Source organism: Herbaspirillum sp. NPDC101397 (genome assembly GCF_044767325.1).
GTDB lineage: Bacteria > Pseudomonadota > Gammaproteobacteria > Burkholderiales > Burkholderiaceae_D > Herbaspirillum.
Window position 1 is genome coordinate 384,992 of sequence record NZ_JBIWNS010000005.1, and the last position, 16,753, is coordinate 401,744.

17 protein-coding genes are annotated in these 16,753 nt (G+C 61.4%); 10 read left to right on the forward strand and 7 right to left on the reverse strand.

The genetic code is table 11. The annotated features are described in order from the left end of the window. Positions 1–39 precede the first annotated feature (39 nt). Complete coding sequence (locus ACIROW_RS14580; protein WP_402276787.1) at positions 40–423, reverse strand: tautomerase family protein; 384 nt, start codon at positions 421–423, stop codon at positions 40–42. Between the two features lie 152 nt (positions 424–575). Between ACIROW_RS14580 and ACIROW_RS14585 the strand changes: the two genes are divergently transcribed. Together ACIROW_RS14585 and ACIROW_RS14590 are read left to right on the forward strand one after the other, a co-directional pair. Next, positions 576–1,436: a LysR family transcriptional regulator gene (locus tag ACIROW_RS14585; protein ID WP_402276789.1), complete on the forward strand. Its 861-nt coding sequence runs from the start codon at positions 576–578 to the stop codon at positions 1,434–1,436. 217 nt (positions 1,437–1,653) lie between these two features. Beyond that, positions 1,654–2,106 (forward strand): Hsp20 family protein, encoded by a 453-nt coding sequence (locus ACIROW_RS14590; RefSeq protein WP_402276792.1) that lies wholly within the window; start codon positions 1,654–1,656, stop codon positions 2,104–2,106. Positions 2,107–2,325: 219 nt separating this feature from the next. Here ACIROW_RS14590 and ACIROW_RS14595 read toward each other — a convergent pair whose 3' ends face one another. Beyond that, positions 2,326–3,537, reverse strand: a complete 1,212-nt coding sequence (locus ACIROW_RS14595; protein WP_402276795.1) for a LysR substrate-binding domain-containing protein — start codon at positions 3,535–3,537, stop codon at positions 2,326–2,328. A gap of 159 nt (positions 3,538–3,696) precedes the next feature. Here ACIROW_RS14595 and ACIROW_RS14600 point away from each other — a divergent pair, with 159 nt between their 5' ends. The 7 genes from ACIROW_RS14600 (at position 3,697) to ACIROW_RS14630 (ending at position 11,507) form a co-directional block, all read left to right on the forward strand. Then, positions 3,697–4,563, forward strand: coding sequence for an amidohydrolase family protein (locus tag ACIROW_RS14600; protein WP_402276798.1), 867 nt, complete (start codon positions 3,697–3,699; stop codon positions 4,561–4,563). After that, positions 4,560–5,477, forward strand: a complete 918-nt coding sequence (locus ACIROW_RS14605; RefSeq protein WP_402276800.1) for a hypothetical protein — start codon at positions 4,560–4,562, stop codon at positions 5,475–5,477. Before ACIROW_RS14600 ends, ACIROW_RS14605 begins: the two co-directional genes overlap by 4 nt. A 90-nt stretch (positions 5,478–5,567) precedes the next feature. Next, positions 5,568–6,902: a C4-dicarboxylate transporter DctA gene (dctA, locus tag ACIROW_RS14610; protein ID WP_402276803.1), complete on the forward strand. Its 1,335-nt coding sequence runs from the start codon at positions 5,568–5,570 to the stop codon at positions 6,900–6,902. A 119-nt stretch (positions 6,903–7,021) separates the two neighbouring features. Further along, on the forward strand, positions 7,022–8,059 hold the full coding sequence (locus ACIROW_RS14615) for a porin (RefSeq protein WP_402276805.1): 1,038 nt from the start codon (positions 7,022–7,024) through the stop codon (positions 8,057–8,059). 57 nt (positions 8,060–8,116) lie between these two features. Then, positions 8,117–9,145, forward strand: coding sequence for an amidohydrolase family protein (locus tag ACIROW_RS14620; protein WP_402276808.1), 1,029 nt, complete (start codon positions 8,117–8,119; stop codon positions 9,143–9,145). A gap of 14 nt (positions 9,146–9,159) precedes the next feature. After that, positions 9,160–9,843, forward strand: a complete 684-nt coding sequence (ligK, locus tag ACIROW_RS14625; protein ID WP_402277003.1) for a 4-carboxy-4-hydroxy-2-oxoadipate aldolase/oxaloacetate decarboxylase — start codon at positions 9,160–9,162, stop codon at positions 9,841–9,843. Positions 9,844–10,298: 455 nt separating this feature from the next. Continuing rightward, the gene (locus tag ACIROW_RS14630) at positions 10,299–11,507 is read left to right on the forward strand and encodes an MFS transporter (RefSeq protein ID WP_402276810.1); all 1,209 of its coding nucleotides are present in this window, start codon (positions 10,299–10,301) and stop codon (positions 11,505–11,507) included. Here ACIROW_RS14630 and ACIROW_RS14635 read toward each other — a convergent pair. From ACIROW_RS14635 to ACIROW_RS14645, 3 genes are all read right to left on the reverse strand, one after another. After that, a complete protein-coding gene (locus ACIROW_RS14635) occupies positions 11,499–13,460 on the reverse strand; it encodes an ATP-binding protein (RefSeq protein WP_402276813.1) in 1,962 nt (653 codons plus the stop codon). The two genes, ACIROW_RS14630 and ACIROW_RS14635, sit on opposite strands and share 9 nt — an antisense overlap. 12 nt (positions 13,461–13,472) lie before the next feature. Then, positions 13,473–14,180, reverse strand: a complete 708-nt coding sequence (locus tag ACIROW_RS14640; RefSeq protein WP_402276815.1) for a response regulator — start codon at positions 14,178–14,180, stop codon at positions 13,473–13,475. Between the two features lie 79 nt (positions 14,181–14,259). Next, on the reverse strand, positions 14,260–14,994 hold the full coding sequence (locus tag ACIROW_RS14645; protein ID WP_402276818.1) for a siderophore-interacting protein: 735 nt from the start codon (positions 14,992–14,994) through the stop codon (positions 14,260–14,262). Between the two features lie 11 nt (positions 14,995–15,005). Between ACIROW_RS14645 and ACIROW_RS14650 the strand changes: the two genes are divergently transcribed. Next, positions 15,006–15,491 (forward strand): MarR family winged helix-turn-helix transcriptional regulator, encoded by a 486-nt coding sequence (locus ACIROW_RS14650; protein WP_402276821.1) that lies wholly within the window; start codon positions 15,006–15,008, stop codon positions 15,489–15,491. An 18-nt stretch (positions 15,492–15,509) separates the two neighbouring features. Here the strand turns inward: ACIROW_RS14650 and ACIROW_RS14655 are convergent, their stop codons facing one another. Beyond that, complete coding sequence (locus ACIROW_RS14655; protein ID WP_402276824.1) at positions 15,510–15,947, reverse strand: VOC family protein; 438 nt, start codon at positions 15,945–15,947, stop codon at positions 15,510–15,512. Between the two features lie 13 nt (positions 15,948–15,960). Next, entirely contained in the window at positions 15,961–16,704 is a 744-nt protein-coding gene (locus ACIROW_RS14660) for an SDR family NAD(P)-dependent oxidoreductase (protein WP_402276826.1), read from the reverse strand. Between the last annotated feature and the right edge of the window lie 49 nt (positions 16,705–16,753).

A 16,753-nucleotide genomic window follows, 5' to 3' on the forward strand; every position in this document is an offset into this window, starting at 1 on the left:
TATCCAGGGCCGGGGTCGGGATCGGGATCGACGTGCAGCTTACAACGCGTACTGCGCGAGCCCGTGGCCGAACGACCAGTTCTCCTTGTTCACTTCGACCAGGTTGATGAGGATGTCTTCCGGGCGGATGCCGGGTTGCAGATTCAGGCGCTCGACGATGCGCACGTATAGCGCCTTCTTCTGATCGATGGTGCGCGTGTTGTTTACGGTCAGCTGGATGATCACGAGCTTGTCGCTGCGGGCGATGTTCATGTAGGTCTTGCTGAAGACGAAGTTCTCCGGATCGTATTCATCGATCACCATGAACTTGTCGTCTTCCGGCACGTTGAAGGTTTCGATCATTGCCTCGTAGAGATTGTCGAGGATGGCCTGGCGGTATTCGCGGGTCTCGCCGCGGCGGATGACGACTCGGGCAAAAGGCATGGTGTTCTCCTTGCAAAAGTGATGAATCACGGTGGGTATGCAGGCATCTTAGATCAGGTGTATCATTTTTAAAATGCATCTATGTATATTTCAATGATATTCATTTGAAATGATTGATGCCCATCCATAAGCAATCTCAATCAGTCCAAAAAATGGAACCGACCCAACGCCCGCTTGACCTTGACGCCGTCCAGGCCTTCGTTTTAGTTGCCGATATGCAAAGTTTTACGCGTGCGGCCGAGGCGCTGTACACCACGCAGTCCGCTATCAGTCTCAAACTCAAGCGGCTCGAGGATCGCCTTGGTCGTCGCCTGCTGGAACGCACGCCGCGGCAGGTGCGCCTGTCTGCGGACGGACTCGGTTTCCTCGACGCCGCGCGCAATTTGCTGACGGCGCACGAGAGGGCGCTGGGGCGCATGGAGACGTCGACGGTGCGGTTAAGCCTGGGTATCAGCGATCACGTCGCCGGCGACGGTTTGCCGGCCATGCTGGCGCAGATCAATGCTTTCGATCCGGGCGTGGTGGTCGAAGTGCGCATCGGCGCCTCCCGCGATCTGCTCGCCATGTATGACCGGGGTGAGCTGGAAGCCGTCATCGTGCGCCGCGATGGCGAGCGCAGCGACGGCGAACTGATTCAGGAAGAACGCATGGGCTGGTTCGCCGCGCCGCAATGGCAGCCGCGCGCCGGTGAGCCGCTCCGGCTGGCGACGTTTTCTCCCAGCTGCGGTATTCGCGAACTGGCGGTGCGACGTCTGGAAGACGCCGGCATCCCGTGGATCGAAGTGTTCGTCGGCGGCGGTGTGCACGCCGTCTCCGCTGCGGTCACGGCGGGCCTGGCGGTCACTGCCTTGTTGTATCGCGTCAAGCCGGCCGGCGCGATCGACGTCGGCAAGAGCTTGAAGCTGCCGTCCTTGCCGCTTGCCCAGGTAATGCTGCATACCAGCGTGCGTGATGCGCGCGCCCAAGGCGTCTTGCGTACGGTTGTTGCCGCGATGAAAAACGACGGTCGTTGAACTTCGGACTTGAAAAATCGCCCTTGAAAATCAAGAGGAAAATTGGACGCCAAAAAAATAATCAAGGCCATCAAAAAAATCTCTTGAAAAGAAAAAGTATGCACGTATATCGGTAGCAAGGCAGCGGGAAATCAGTAGTACAAACCACCCGCCGGCCCAGCGAATGCTCAATGGAGGTTCGCGCTCATTTATCGCTTTTTCTTACAAGGATATTATTATGCGTACTCACGATTTTTCCCCACTCTACCGTTCCGCAATCGGCTTCGATCGCCTGGCTCAACTGTTCGACAACGCGCAGCGCGCGGATTCGCAACCGAGCTACCCGCCTTACAACATCGAGCTGGTTGCCGAAGACAAATACCGGATTACCATGGCCGTGGCCGGTTTCAGCAGCGCTGAAATCGACATCGAAGCCGAAAACGACACACTGAAAGTGGTCGGTCGCAAACAGAAGGAAGACCAGGCCGTCAACTTCCTGCATCGCGGCATCGCGGCGCGTGATTTTGAACAGCGCTTCCAGCTCGCCAACCATATCAAGGTGGTCGGCGCCCAACTGGAAAACGGTTTGCTGAGCATCGAACTGGTGCGTGAAGTGCCCGAAGCGCTGAAGCCGCGCAAGATCGAAATCAACGGCGACAATGTGCATCGCCTGGAACGCAACGCCGCTTAATCTCCGAGTAGTTGCTGTTGTAGTAGAGGTCCCTGTAGTTGAAGCTGTAGTTGCAGTCGAAAGTTGAAGTTGCAATTGATGTTGAAGACGGTTGTAGCTGTAAATGTACCTGTAGCTGTAGAAGTACCTGCTGTAGAAGCACCGCCGGCGGCAACATTGCCGGCGCCCGACAAAGCCCGCTCCGTGCGGGCTTTGTCGCGTCTGTATGCTCAGCCGCGCTTAATGATCGATGCGCGACTGTTCGCGCAGATGTTCAATGAAAGCTTGCTGCACGCGTGTTGCCAGCCAATCGGCGCGGGTAGTGAAGCCGACTGTGCGCTCGGCCTGCGGCGGCGCGATGTTCAGCGCCACCACGTCGTTGCGGTAATTGCCGTACAGGATGTGCGATCGCGACAGCAGCGAGATGCAGTCGTTCTCTTCCAGCATGGCGATCATCATGGCCAGCGAACTGGTTTCCACCACCACGCGCGGCCGTTGCGGCAGCGTCTCCAGCATTTGTTCCACCACCGTGCGGCGCGGCATGTCCTTTTGCGGCACCACCCAGCCGTAGGCGGTCAGGTCCTTGCGCGTGATGGTCTTCTTGCCGGCCAGGGCGTGTCCGCGCCGCACCACTACCGCGTAGGGATCGGTGAACAATTCGGATTCGACCACGCTGCCTTCGAGCCGCGGTTCGCGCAGCGCGCCGACGATGATGTCGAGCTCGCCGAAGCGCAGATCGTTCATCAGGCGTGAATGTGCACCTTCGCGAATAGTCACCGCGACGTCCGGGTATTCTTCCTGCAGCCGGCCGATAGTGCGCGCCAGCAAGCGCTGCGGCAGCAGGGGCAGTACACCTACCGACACCTGACCGCCGGCGACGCCGCGCGCCGACGCCAGATCGACCGCGGCCTGGCTGATTTCATGGAGTGCGAGGCTAAGGCGACGCGCGAACTCGGTGCCGGTGGCGTTGGCCGAGACGCTGTGTACGCGCCGTCGGTACAAGGTCACGCCCACGGTTTCTTCCAGCTCGCGCGCGGCGCGATGCACGGCCGGTTGCGAAATGCCGAGCTTGCGGGCGGCGTCGACGGCGGAGCCGAGTTGGGCGATGGCGATATGGCAGCGGATCTGCGCATCGGTCAGGTGACGGCAGACGGCGGCGGCGTCGTGGCTGCGCGTCTTGGCGCCGTTCAGCACGGTGGCCACAGCGGCTTCGATCTGGTCCAGCATCCGGCGCACGCGCCGATGCAGCAGCGTGCCTTCCAGCGTCAGGTCGCTGCCGCCGTAGCCGCGCTCGAACAATACCGCACCGAAACTTTCTTCCAGCTTCTTGATGGCCAGACTGACCGCAGGCTGGGTCAGGCCGACCGCCTCGGCGGCGTGGCCGATGCCGCCTTCACGGCACACCGCATCAAAAAAAAGCAATCGCCGCAAGCGCACGGTATCGTCGGACATGTCACCTTCTCCTTCCGCAAAGAGCTAAATTTAAATGATAAAGCTTAATTTAAATTTATGTCTTGTTGCCTGTTTAAAATTAGATAAATCCGCTCGATTTCAATACACTTCGTTCACTTTCTCGATCTACCAACGTGAAACGCATATCGGAGCTTAACAATGTACGACATCGTCGATACACATACCCACGCCATCTCGCCAGACCATGACCGCTACCCGCTGGCGCCAGTCGGCGGCCGCCAGTCGGACTGGTCGGCGCATCGTCCTGCCGACTACGAAAGCCTGCTCACGGCAATGGATGCTGCCGGCATCGCCCACGCGATGGTGGTGCAGGCGTCGACTGCCTACGGCAATGACAACAGCTACGTGGTCGACGCCGTCAAGGCGCATCCGGATCGTTTTTGCGGCGTGTTTTCGATTGACGTGCTGGCGCCTGACGCGCTCGACAAATTCAAGTACTGGATCGCGCAGGGCATGAGCGGCCTGCGTCTGTTTTTGACCGGCACTACCATGCCAGGACAAGCTTCCTGGCTCGACGACGAACGTTCTTATCCGGTGTGGGAATATGCTCAGGCCAGCAATATTTCCATCTGCCTGCAGATGACGGCGGCCGGTATTCCCGCGTTGCAACGCATGCTCGGCCTGTTCCCGAAGATCCGCGTGCTGCTCGATCACCTGGCGCGTCCCGATCTGGCCGGCGGTGCGCCGTATGCGTCGGCGGACTCGCTGTTCGCACTGGCGGCCCATCCCGGCGTCTATCTGAAACTCACCAACCGCACCATCGCCGAAGCGGGGCGAGGTGCCTCGACGCCGCAGGATTTCTTCCCGCGCGTGGTGCAGGCGTTCGGCGCCAAGCGCATCGCCTGGGGTTCCAATTTCCCGTCGGCGGAAGGTTCGCTGGAGTCGCTGCTGGCCGAGGCCAAAGCCGGTTTGTCCATGCTGTCGGCGCAAGACCTGGCCTGGATCTTCGGCGACACCGCGCGCTCCATTTATCCGGAACTGACCAGGATGGGATCGGCAGCATGAAGATCGACAACGGCGTATTGCACCTGAACACCGCCATCAAGAAATATCCGCACACCGCCAAGTTGATGAGCGGCGAGATCACGGCGCCGGACGTGCGCCTGGACTGTCTCGATATCGAGCCCATCCATCGCGCATTCGCACCGATGGCGCGCAGCCAGGCCTATGACGTCAGCGAAATGGCCATCGCCACATATTTGCAGGCCAAGGCCTACGGCAAGCCGCTGGTGATCTTGCCAACCGTGCTGGCGGCACGGCTGCAGCAGGGTTGCATCGTCTACAACGCGCATCGGCGTCCGATGACGGTCGGCGATCTGGCCGGCGCCAAGGTCGGCGTGCGTGCCTATACGCAGACTACCGGCATGTGGGTGCGCGCGATTCTTGAGGGCACCTACGGCGTGCCGACCACGAAGATCGAGTGGATCACCTTCGAAGGCGGCCATCTGCAGGAATACCAGGATCCGTCCTTCGCCACGCGTGCGCAGGCAGGCAAGGAAATGTTGCAAATGCTGCTTGACGGCGAAATCGATGCCGCCATTTTCGGCAACGACCTGCCCAGCATCGAGGGCATCGTGCCCTTGATCCCGGACCCCGTCGCAGCCGATAAAATCTGGTACGACAAGCACGGTTTCGTGCCGGTCAATCATGTCGCGGTGATGCATCGCGCCGTCGCCGAAGCACATCCGGACAGCGTCAAGTCGGTGTATAAACTGTTCAGGCAAGGCAAGGCTGCAGCGATCAATCCGGCAGATCCGGGTGCCTTGCTGAAGCGCTTGCCGGATGGCATCGACGCCTTGCGCGGGCCGCTGGAAATGATCCTTGCCTGTTGCGAAGAGCAGCAATTGCTGCCGCGCAAGCTGGGCGTTGACGAGATCTTCGCCGACTGTCTCGAGTTTCTCGGCGACGAAGCGCACTGAGCGTTTTTTAAGAATGCAATCTGAAGTCGCCGCCCAAGAGCGACACAGTGAAAAACTGATTTACCCATTGAGGAGAGGACAACCGTGGACATGAAAGACATACCCGTCCAGGGACCAAAACGAAAGCGCCGGTTTTACGAGGACGTATCCTTCCAGGTGTTTTTCGGCATCATCATCGGCGTCGTCGTCGGTCACTACTGGCCCGACATCGGCAAGACCATGCAGCCGCTGGGCGACGCCTTCATCCGCCTGATCCAGATGGTGGTCGGCCCGATCATTTTCTGTTCCGTCGTGAGCGGCATCGCCAACGCCGGCGACATGAAGAAGGTGGGCCGCGTCGCGATCAAGGCGCTGATCTATTTCGAAGTGGTCACATCGGTGGCGCTGGTGATCGGCCTGGTTACGATCAACGTCCTGCAGCCTGGCGTGGGCATGAACATCGACGTGCAGTCGCTTGACACCAATGCGGCCAATTCCTACATCACGCAGGCACACCAGTTCGTCTCGACCAGCACCTTCCTGCTGAACCTGATCCCGAAAACCATGGTTTCCGGTTTCGCCAACGGCGACGTGCTGCAGATTCTGTTCTTCTCGGTGCTGTTCGGCTTTGGCATGGCGGCGGCGGGCGAGCGCGCCAAGCCGATGATGAATGTGATCGACAGCTTTGCGTCGGGCATGTTCTGGATCATCGGCCTGGCCATGAAGATTTCACCGATTGCGGCGTTCGGCGCGATTGCCTTCACCGTCAGCAAGTTCGGCGTCGGCTCGCTGGTGTCGCTGGGCAAGCTGGTGCTGGAGTTTTACCTGACCTGCGGCCTGTTCTTCATGCTGGTGCTGTTCCCGGTGACGTACTTCAGCGGCTTCAACCTGTTCAAGCTGATGCGCTACATCCGCGCTGAACTGTTGCTGGTGCTGGGCACCAGCTCATCGGAAAGCGTGTTCCCGCAATTGCTCAAGAAGCTCGAGCAACTGGGCTGCGAAAAGTCGGTGGTCGGCCTGGTGCTGCCGGGAGGCTATTCCTTCAACCATGACGGCACCTGTCTGTATTTCGCCGCGGTTGCGGTGTTCCTGGCGCAAGCCACCAACACCGCACTGGGCTGGGAGCAGCAGGTCGCGTTGCTGGCGGTGCTGCTGGTGACCTCAAAGGGCGGGGCGGGCGTGGCCGGATCGGCGATTGCCGTGCTGGCGGCGACGCTGGCGGCGACCAATGCCATCCCGGTGGCGTCGATTGCCCTGATCCTCGGCGTGCATCGTCTGCTGTCGTCGGCCTTCGTGTTCGTCAACATCACCGGCAACGCTGTCGCCACGGTAGTCGTGGCAGGTTGGGAAAACGCACTGGATCGCAGTCGAATGACGGCGGAACTGGACGCTGGTTATGTCGAACCGGATATCGCCATCCACAAAACAGTCACCGCAAGCAGATGACCACCCGGCGCCCGGCAGGCAACGATGCCGGGCGCTGCAAGAAAACGCCGTCCTTCGCTGCACGAAACTACACCATCAACAATACACCGAATGTCATATCCATTCGGGAGGGAGATCTCATGAAAAAATTTGCCGGCACCGTCGCTGCAGTCGCCATTTTCGCTCCATTATTGGGCACGATGGCTGAAGCGCAAGCTCAGACCAATGTCACCATTTTCGGCACCGTCGACGGCGGCGTGCGCTACCAGACCAACGCCAATGCCACCGGCGGCAGCAAGTTGTTCATGGGCTCGAACGGTTGGAACAGCTCCAACAAAATTGACATCGCCGGCACCGAAGATCTCGGTAGCGGCATGGAAGCGCACTTCCTGCTCGAGAACGGTTTCAACCTGGCCACCGGCAGCTTCGACAACACCACCAACACGCTGTTCAACCGGCAATCCTTCGTCGGCTTGAAAGGTGCGCTCGGGGCCATCGACCTCGGTCGCCAATACACCATTTCGCATGACTTCATCCTGGAATACGATCCGTACGGCTTCAACTACACTTCGCTGATACCGCTGACCCAGGCTTCCAGCGGCACGCGCTTCAGCAACGACGTCAAGTACACCGGCATGTTCGGCCCCTTCAAACTGGAGTTGGAAAACTCCTTCGGTGAAAACGCCGGCAGTTTCGCCAACGGCTCGGCGCATGGCTTCGGCCTGCAGTATTACGTCGGCGACCTGGTGCTCGGCGGTTCCTTCAATCGCCGCAACGTGCTGGTCGGCACCACCTATCGCGACGAGGATTATTATCTGATCGGCGCGGCCTGGAAATCCGGCGATTGGAAGATTTCCGGCGGTTACATGAAGGACACGCTGAACATGCAAACTACCGCGCTCGACACCGTCACGCGCAACACCTTCGGCGGCATCGCGTATTCCCTCAGCAACAACCTCAAGCTGACCGGCGGCTTCTATCGCACCGCCGTGTCGACCGACAAGGCAATGCGCAAGGACATGACCATCATCGGTCTGGATTACTACCTGTCCAAGCGCACCAAGCTGTACACCGAAATCGACTACAACAAGTACCGCAAGACCGTGGTGTCGACGCTCAACGCCGCCGGCGCGCCGCACCAGACCGCATTCACGGTCGGCATCAACCATCGTTTCTAGTATTGTCCGGGCTGCGCAGAAAAATGCGGGTCCGGTGTTTGCACACAGGAGAGTTTCATGATCATCGATTGTCACGGCCACTACACCACGGCCCCCAAGGCCCTGGAGCAATGGCGTCAACGGCAGATCGCCGGCATCAAGGATCCCGCATCCATGCCGTCCGTTTCCGAGCTGAAAATCAGCGACGACGAACTGCGCGAGACCATCGAAAGCAACCAGTTGAGCTTGATGAAGCAGCGCGGCATCGACATGGTGATTTTCTCTCCGCGCGCCAGTTTCATGGCCCACCATATCGGCGACTTCAATGTCTCGGCGACCTGGTCGGCGATCTGCAACGAGCTTTGCTTCCGCATCAAGGAGCTGTTTCCTGATCACTATGCGGGCGCCGCAATGCTGCCGCAATCGCCCGGCGTCGATCCGCGCACTTCAGTGGCGGAGTTGGAAAAGTGCGTGAAGGAATACGGCTTCGTCGGCATCAACCTGAACCCCGACCCCTCGGGCGGCCACTGGACTTCACCGCCGCTGTCCGACCGTCACTGGTATCCGATCTATGAAAAGATGGTGGAGCACGACATCCCCGCGATGATCCACGTCAGCACCAGCTGCAACGCCTGCTTCCACACCACCGGCGCGCACTACCTGAATGCCGACACGACCGCGTTCATGCAATGCCTGACGTCGGACCTGTTCAGCGATTTTCCTACGCTGCGCTTCTTGATCCCGCACGGCGGCGGCGCTGTGCCGTATCACTGGGGACGCTTTCGCGGTCTCGCGCAGGAGCTCAAGAAGCCCTTGCTCAAGGATCATTTGCTGAACAACATTTTCTTCGATACCTGCGTCTACCATCAGCCCGGCATCGACCTGCTGAGCAAGGTGATCCCGGTTGACAATATCCTGTTCGCCAGTGAGATGATCGGCGCCGTGCGCGGCATCGATCCCGAAACCGGACACTACTTCGACGACACCAGGCGCTATATCGAGAACACGCCGCACCTCAACGCCGAGACGCGCTACAAGGTGTACGAAGGCAATACCCGTCGCGTGTTCCCGCGACTGGATGCGGACCTCAAATCGAAAGGACTGTAATCATGGCCGGACCAATGAACAACCTCGGCATCGTCAAACGCAACATCGTCCGCGCCGACAAGGCGGCGGTAGAAAAGCTGTCGCGCTTCGGCGTCGCCACCATCCATGAAGCCATGGGGCGCGTGGGATTGATGAAGACCTGCATGCGTCCGGCCTACTGCGGCGCCGCGATGTGCGGCACCGCCGTCACCGTGCTGCTGCAACCGGGCGACAACTGGATGCTGCACGTTGCCGCTGAACAGATCCAGCCCGGCGACGTCGTCGTCGCTGCTTGCACGACCGACAACGAAGACGGATTTTTCGGCGACCTGTTGGCGACCTCGTTCCGCTCGCGTGGCGCAAACGGGCTGATCATCGACGGCGGCGTGCGCGACGTGAAGGAACTGGCGGATATGGACTTCCCGGTATTCTCGCGCGCGATCAGCGCCAAGGGGACGGTGAAGGCGACGCTGGGTTCGGTCAACATTCCGGTGGTGTGCGCCGGTGCCGTGGTCAATCCCGGCGACGTCGTGATTGCCGACGCCGACGGCGTAGTGGTGGTGCCGGCGGCGGCGGCGCAACAGGTGGCCGACGCTGCCGAGGCGCGCGAGAACAACGAGAGCGACAAGCGCGCCCGTCTGGCCGCGGGCGAGCTCGGCCTCGACATGTACAAGATGCGCGAAGCGCTGGCGGCGGCGGGCTTGAAGTACGTCGACTGACGACGGCCGCCCCGATGCACAAGCCCGCCGTGCGCGCGCTTGTTGCTTTGTGCCGCCGCAGCCCCGCAGGTCTACGTGGCTCGACAAGAATAAAAACTATTCTGTATAATCGGCCGCAAATAACGCAACAGAACGTCCTGGGTTAAGCTGAAGTTGTTTTTCTTTGCTTCCTCCTTGCCGGCCTCCTGCTTCGTTACGTAAGCGTTCACGTCAACCAACGCGTCATTCACGTGCATGCCTGAAGGTTCAGGCAGCGATTCCGTCGCACGCACGTGTATAACGCCAAGGTGAAAAATTGACGATACGCTTACTTCTCCAGGACGGGCTTGCCCCCTCCGCAGTGACCTCCACTTTGCATTCCCCCGCAGCCGACGCTGCACCGACTGTCATGCCGATCTCCATGCCGATCGGCGACTGCGCGCGTCCATTCATTTCCATCCGGGATCGATAACATCATGACTACAACAACACAATCATCCAACGACAGCGTGGCCGGCGGTTTGCTGCCGCTGGTCGCCATCGTCTTCACCAGTTTCCTGTGCATCGGCATTCCGTTGCCGGCCTTGCCGCTGCATGTCAACGGTGTGTTCGGTTTCAGCGCCTTGACGGTGGGCTGGGTGGTCGGGATTCAGTCGTTCTCGACCATTTTTTCGCGCAAATTCTCCGGCTCGTACTGTGACCGCCACGGTCCCAAGCGTGCGGTTGCGGTGGGCTTGCCGATGGCGGCGGTCGCCGGATTGCTGTACCTGGGCTCGACGCTGATCGCCGATGCCGGGACCAGCCTGGTGGTGCTGTTCATCGGTCGCCTGCTCATGGGGCCGGCGGAAAGCCTGTTCCTGACCGGGACGATGACGTGGGGCATCGGCCGCGTCGGCATGCAGCGCACCGGCAAGGTGATGGCATGGCAGGGCATCGCCATGTTCGCCGCGCTGGGACTCGGCGCACCGATCGGCATCGCGATCCAGCAACGTTTCGGCTTTGCCGGCGTGGCGTTGACCACCATGGTGTTGCCGCTGATCGGCCTGGCCATTGCGGCGACGCTGCGCGGCTTGCCCGCGCTGGGCAGCAAGGGCGGCGGCGTGGCCATGTCGGAAGTGCTGCGCCTGATCTGGCGCTTCGGCCTCGCGCTGGCGCTGAGCGCCATGCCGTTCGCCATCATCACCAGTTTCCTGGTGCTGCTGTACGCCACCAATAACTGGTCGGGGGCGGGCATTGCGATCCTCGGTTTCTCGGCCGGCTACGTTGGGGTGCGCCTGTTCTTCGCGCATCTGCCTGATCGCATCGGCGGCGCCAAGGTTGGCGCGGTTTCGGTGGTGATCGAACTGGCCGGGCAATTGCTGTTGTGGCAGTCGCATGATCCCGTCATGGCGGGCCTGGGCACGCTGCTGACCGGTATCGGTTTCTCGCTGGTATTCCCGTCGATGGGCGTGCAGGCGATGGCGCGCGTGCCGGCGCATTCGCGCGGACTGGCGGTGGCGACCTTCATGGCTTTCATTGATCTGGCGGCAGGCCTGACCGGTCCGGTGGTGGGGGTGCTGATCGGCTATTTCGGCTATGGCGCGGCGTTCCTGGCTGGTGCGGTGGCGTGTGTACTGGCGCTGTTGCTGATGTTGTCGAGCATGGCGTCGGCGCAGGCATCGGCGGGACAAAAAACGTCAGGCTGATCTGTCCTTGCGTTCCAGCGGCAGCCAGAGCGTGAAGCGGGTGCCGCCGGACGCGGAGACCCACGTCACGGCGCCGCTCAGCGCTTGCGCGCGGCGGCGCTGATTTTGCAGGCCGCGGCCGGATGCCTTGGCGAGCGCCTTGTCGACGTCGAAACCCTGGCCGTTGTCTTCGATCGTCACCGTGACGCCGCCGTCGGCACGTGCGGTGGCGACGCGGATGCGATCGGCGCGCGTGTGGCGCAGGATGTTGGCGATGCTTTCCTGCACAATGCGCAGGATGTGCAGCGCGCTGGACGGCTCCAGCCAATCCAGCGTCGGCAAGTCCTGTACTTCCCACACCAGTGCGATGTCGGTGCCTTCCAGGCGCGGCTCGAGGCGGAAGCGCAAGGTTGCAAGCAACAGCAGCAGGTCCGCTTCGACCGGTTCCATTGAGTCGATGGTCAGTTTGAGGTCGTCGAGACAATCCTTGAGAATCTGCGATACGTTGACGTCGCTGGCGCCACCGTGTTCCACCGAGCGGATTGCGCTGATCAGCGTTGAGCCGAGGCCGTCGTGCATGTCTTGCATGAGGCGCTGGCGTTCGTCGCTGATGGTTTGACGCAGAGCCGCTTCGCGCAGGCGGCGATGCGTCTCTTCGAGTTCACGTTCACGCGCTTCCAGGCGTTGCGCCAGCCCGGCATTGACCAGTTCGACTTCAGCGATGGCGTTGACGTAGCGGCGATACATCAGTGTGCCGAACATGGCGAAGGTGACGGCATTGGTATAGGCGCCGAGGAACCAGCCTTCCGGGCTGACGACGTTGTTGTGCAGCAGCCAGTCGGACATGCCCAGCAAGGTCGACACGGCAACTCCGAGCGTCAGCAGCAGACCTTCACGGGAACGATGCCAGGAACACACGCCGCCCGCAACGCTCACCGCAATGCCCATCATGACCGCGATTGCATACGCCAGCGGAACCAGCAGCGAGGTGCTCGGAAAGACCGGCAACACGCCCAGCAGCGGCAGCGACAGGATGCTGATGATCAGCGTGATGCTGACGATGATGCGCGTAAGCCAGCGCAGCGGACGTCCGTGTAACTGGCAGAGGAAAAGATGGATCACCGTGAGCAGCCAGAACAAGGCGTTGGCGGTCAGCCAGGCGAACCAGTCGACCACGATGGGCAGGCTGACGTAATAATGCAGATGTCCCACGAACGAGACTGCGGCCAGGTTGAAGAACAGCAGGTAGCTGGTTTCATGGCGACGCCGGAACCAGACGAACAAGGCAAAAATCCCGACCACCATGAATGCGGCGCTGAGCGTGGCGGGTAACTCCCGTTGCAGCCATTGGCGCAGGTAATAGCGCCCCTGCAAGGTTTCGGCGGGACCCAGCCAGAGCGTCGACAAGCCGACCGGCGTTTCCGGCGCATGCTCCACGCGAATCAGGATTTCCTTGAGCGGCGCACCGTCGGCGGCCTGGTCCGGCAAGACCCAAAGCGGTGTGAACAGGCTGTTCCACAACTGGCCGCGTTGCTGCACGCGATGGACCAGGCGGCCGTTGAGATACACCGCGACGGTGCCGTCGGTTTTGATGCGGCTGCCGTACAGCGCCAGCGGCCCGGTCGGTGTGTCCGGTAGGTGCAGGTCCGCCAGCGCAAAGCGCATCCAGGTGGTGCGCACGGTGAGATTGGAGGCGGTGAGGGCGGCGACCGGCAGTGCCGACGGCAAGCTTGCTTGGCGCCATGAGGGCGGCAGGGTTGCGCTGTCGACCAGCGCGGGCGGCGGGTTGAAATTGTGGCCGTCGCTGTCCTGCCAGTCGACCTGCGTCAGCTGCAACGTGGTGTCGGCGCGCGGGGTAGCGCTCTGGACGTACCAGGCTCCCACTGCAATCAGCAGCGTCACGGACAGCAGCAGTGCGATGCCCGAGAGCAGGGAGGAGGGAATTTTTCTCGTGCGCGAATGAGTAGCGGACATGCGTCGGGCCGATTAATCGGGCAGCAGCCCGAGGGTCCTGGCTTCGTAGATGGCCTCCGTCTTCGAGGTCACCTTGAGCTTGCTGTAAATGCGGCGCACGAAGGTGCGCACTGTAAACGGCGACAGCTCCATCAGCCGGGCGATCTCCTGCGCAGTGAAGCCACGGGTGATGTAGTCCAGTACTTCCTTTTCGCGCGCCGACAACAGCGTTGATGGTTCTGCCGACGCAACGGATGAGGAGGGTCCGGGGGCGACCCCGGCAGGCGCCGCTGCCCGGAAGCGCGCCAGCACCTGACGCGCGATGATCGGACTGATCGGGCTGCCACCGCTGGCCAGGCTGCGGATTTCGTCGACGATTTTGGCGGGAGAACTGTCCTTCAGCAGATAGCCGGCTGCGCCTGCCTCGATCGAACGCATGACATGGGTTTCATCGCCGAAATTGGTGCTGACCATGATGTTGCAGCTGGGCCAACGGAGGATCGCTGCGTGGATCACATCGATGCCCGAACCGTCGGGCAAGCCCAGATCGACCAGCAGCACGTCCGCCGGTGGGCCTTGCAGCATCGCCAGTCCTTCGGCCCGGGTGCCGGCGATATTCGCCAGCCGCATGTCCGGCGCGGTTTCCAGCACCTTGCTCAACGCATCGCGAAAACTCGGGTCATCCTCGACGATGGCGACGTGGATGGAGGGCGGAACAAGGGAGTCGGAAGTGGATGACATGGCGCCGCTATTGTACGACGGCGCGCCGGCCCCGCCTGTAGCGCGTTTGCGCTACAGGCGGGCATATCGCAGCACCGGCTCAGTCCAGCTTTTCGTGGAAGTCGGAGGCGCCGCGCTTCCAGTAGGCGGACACGCGCATGGCTTCTTTCGGATGCTGCTTCTCTTCCGCCAGCACGGCGCGCACTGCTTTCATCACCACGGCCTCGCCGGCGGCCCAGACATAGCCCTCACCGGCCGGCAGCGTCAGCGCACGCACGGCGGCGAGCAACTCCTCACCCGAACGCACCCAGGTGACGTCGAGGTCGGCCTGGGTATCGAACTGGCGGATGTCGCCGTCGGAGGCTTCAATGATGGCGAAGACCTTGGCGCCAGCCGGCAATTCCTGGAGACGGCGCGTGATCGCCGGCAAGGAGGACAGATCGCCCGCCAGCACATGCCAGTCGTAATCGAGCGGCACCACCATCGAGCCGCGCGGGCCGGCGATGACGGCGTCCATGCCGACCTTGGCCTGGCGTGCCCAGTCGGTGGCCGCGCCTTCGGCGTGCAGGGCGAACTCCAGCACCAGCTCTTTGCGCTGGGCGTCGTGGCCGATCGGAGTGTAGTCGCGCCGCACCGAGGCGCCGGACGCATCCGGGAAAACGAACTTGATGTGGTCATCGAATGACAGCGACGTGAAGTCTTCCAGCGCGTCGCCGTGGAAGGTCACGCTGAGCATGTTGGCGCCGGTGGCGCGGACGGCGGCGACTTTGACGTCGCGGAGCTTGATTTCATAACGGACGCGTTGCACTTCGCGGGAGATTGATTTGGTTTCCATGATGTGGGGAATTGGTTGATAATGTCATCATTATGAGAAAACAAGTTGATAAAGTCAATCAATCACCTGCCGCCGAAAGGGTCTTTGACGCCATTCACACGGTCATGCACCTCTATCGCTCCGGTCGCTCGCAGGCGTTTCGTGACGACGAGCGTGGCGTCACGCACATGGAAAGCCGCGTGCTGAACTACTTCGCGCATCATCCCGGCGCCACGCAAAAAGACCTGGCCGCCCATTCGGGCCGCGACAAAGCGCAGCTGACCCGGCTGGTGCGCAGCCTGCGCGACGGCGGCTATCTGGAATCAAAGGAAGACGTCACGGACCGGCGCAGCACCTGCCTGCAACTGAGTCCGCAGGGGCAGGCTTTGCATGCTGAACTGATGAAATCCGGTGCGCAGATACTGGAGCGCGCGGTCGAGGGTTTGTCCGTGCAGCAATGCGAAGAGCTGGTGCAGTTGATGGAGATCATCCAGACCAATCTGGAGAACGGACGCTAACTGGGCAGGTGCCTGAGGTTAAAGCGAGGCCGGCCGGGAAGACTCGGAATTGAAATCCCTTTCATGCTGCCAGCTCTTGTACACGAACTCCAGGCTGTACCCGTCCGGATCGAACACATTGCCGGCGTAGTAGCGCGGATCGTAATGCAGCCGCGCACCCGGTGCACCGTTGTCGGTGGCGCCGTTTCGCAGGGCGGCGGCGTAGGCCTGATCGACCATCTCGGTGCTTGAGGCGACAAAGCCGACATGAGTGTTGTTCGGCGCGTTATTCCCCTGTTTCAACCAGAAGAACACGCGGCCGTTCGCACCGAATCCCCTGAGATCGGGATGCCCCGGCGGACCGTCGCGCCCGTCGTAGTTGAGGCGCGCCACGATGCCCAGCGGCGTCAGCACCGCGTCGTAAAAAGCCAGCGAACGATCCATGTCGCTGACGGAAAGAAAAATATGATCCAGCATGTGAGTCTCCCGTTCAAATCATGTAGCCGCCGGCCACTTCGATCGACTGGGCGTTGATCCAGCGACCGTCTTCCGACAGCAGTGTAGCAATGACCGCGCCGACCTCGTCCGGTTCGCCGACGCGGCCGAGTGCAGTCTGTCCCGCCAGCATGGTTTCGAAATCCGGTGTGAGTCCACCGCCCAGTTCGGTGCGGATGGCGCCCGGCGACACCGCGTTGGCGCGGATGCCGCGCTCGCCAAATTCCTTCGCCATATAGCGTGTCAATACTTCCAGCCCGCCCTTGAATGCCGCGTACGGCGCCACGCCGGCCGTAGCCACGCGCGTGGTTGCGCTGGTCAGGTTGACGATGGAGGCGCCGCTGTCCAGCAAGGGAAGCAAGGTTTGCGTGAGGAAGAACGGGCCTTTCAGATGCGTGCGGAACAGACCGTCGAACTGTTCTTCGCTGACCGACTGCAGCGGTTCGAACAGGCCGTAACCGGCGTTGTTTACCAGGCCGTGCAGGCGATCGCTGCCCCAGGTTGCGAGCAAGCTTTGCACCAGCGTTTCGCGAAAGGCGGCAAAGGACGTGCTGTCGCTCACGTCCAGTTGCAGCGCGACCGCCTTGCCGCCGTCGGCTTCGATGCGGGCGACCACGTTGTCGGCGCTGCGCTTGTTGTCCTTGTACGTCAGGACCACGCCCATGCCGCGATGTGCGCAATGGAGGGCGGCGGCGGCGCCGATGCCGCGACTGCCGCCGGTGATGAGGACTGTTTTCATGATTGCTCCGTTAAAAGGATGTGAGGAAAAGTGATGAAGCCATGGTAGC

Bases quoted from the DNA above. Each gene is read 5' to 3' on its own strand.
- ACIROW_RS14580 (WP_402276787.1), bottom strand. From the start codon at position 423: ATGCCTTTTGCCCGAGTCGTCATCCGCCGCGGCGAGACCCGCGAATAC.
- ACIROW_RS14585 (WP_402276789.1), top strand. From the start codon at position 576: ATGGAACCGACCCAACGCCCGCTTGACCTTGACGCCGTCCAGGCCTTC.
- ACIROW_RS14590 (WP_402276792.1), top strand. From the start codon at position 1,654: ATGCGTACTCACGATTTTTCCCCACTCTACCGTTCCGCAATCGGCTTC.
- ACIROW_RS14595 (WP_402276795.1), bottom strand. From the start codon at position 3,537: ATGTCCGACGATACCGTGCGCTTGCGGCGATTGCTTTTTTTTGATGCG.
- ACIROW_RS14600 (WP_402276798.1), top strand. From the start codon at position 3,697: ATGTACGACATCGTCGATACACATACCCACGCCATCTCGCCAGACCAT.
- ACIROW_RS14605 (WP_402276800.1), top strand. From the start codon at position 4,560: ATGAAGATCGACAACGGCGTATTGCACCTGAACACCGCCATCAAGAAA.
- dctA (WP_402276803.1), top strand. From the start codon at position 5,568: ATGAAAGACATACCCGTCCAGGGACCAAAACGAAAGCGCCGGTTTTAC.
- ACIROW_RS14615 (WP_402276805.1), top strand. From the start codon at position 7,022: ATGAAAAAATTTGCCGGCACCGTCGCTGCAGTCGCCATTTTCGCTCCA.
- ACIROW_RS14620 (WP_402276808.1), top strand. From the start codon at position 8,117: ATGATCATCGATTGTCACGGCCACTACACCACGGCCCCCAAGGCCCTG.
- ligK (WP_402277003.1), top strand. From the start codon at position 9,160: ATGAACAACCTCGGCATCGTCAAACGCAACATCGTCCGCGCCGACAAG.
- ACIROW_RS14630 (WP_402276810.1), top strand. From the start codon at position 10,299: ATGACTACAACAACACAATCATCCAACGACAGCGTGGCCGGCGGTTTG.
- ACIROW_RS14635 (WP_402276813.1), bottom strand. From the start codon at position 13,460: ATGTCCGCTACTCATTCGCGCACGAGAAAAATTCCCTCCTCCCTGCTC.
- ACIROW_RS14640 (WP_402276815.1), bottom strand. From the start codon at position 14,180: ATGTCATCCACTTCCGACTCCCTTGTTCCGCCCTCCATCCACGTCGCC.
- ACIROW_RS14645 (WP_402276818.1), bottom strand. From the start codon at position 14,994: ATGGAAACCAAATCAATCTCCCGCGAAGTGCAACGCGTCCGTTATGAA.
- ACIROW_RS14655 (WP_402276824.1), bottom strand. From the start codon at position 15,947: ATGCTGGATCATATTTTTCTTTCCGTCAGCGACATGGATCGTTCGCTG.
- ACIROW_RS14660 (WP_402276826.1), bottom strand. From the start codon at position 16,704: ATGAAAACAGTCCTCATCACCGGCGGCAGTCGCGGCATCGGCGCCGCC.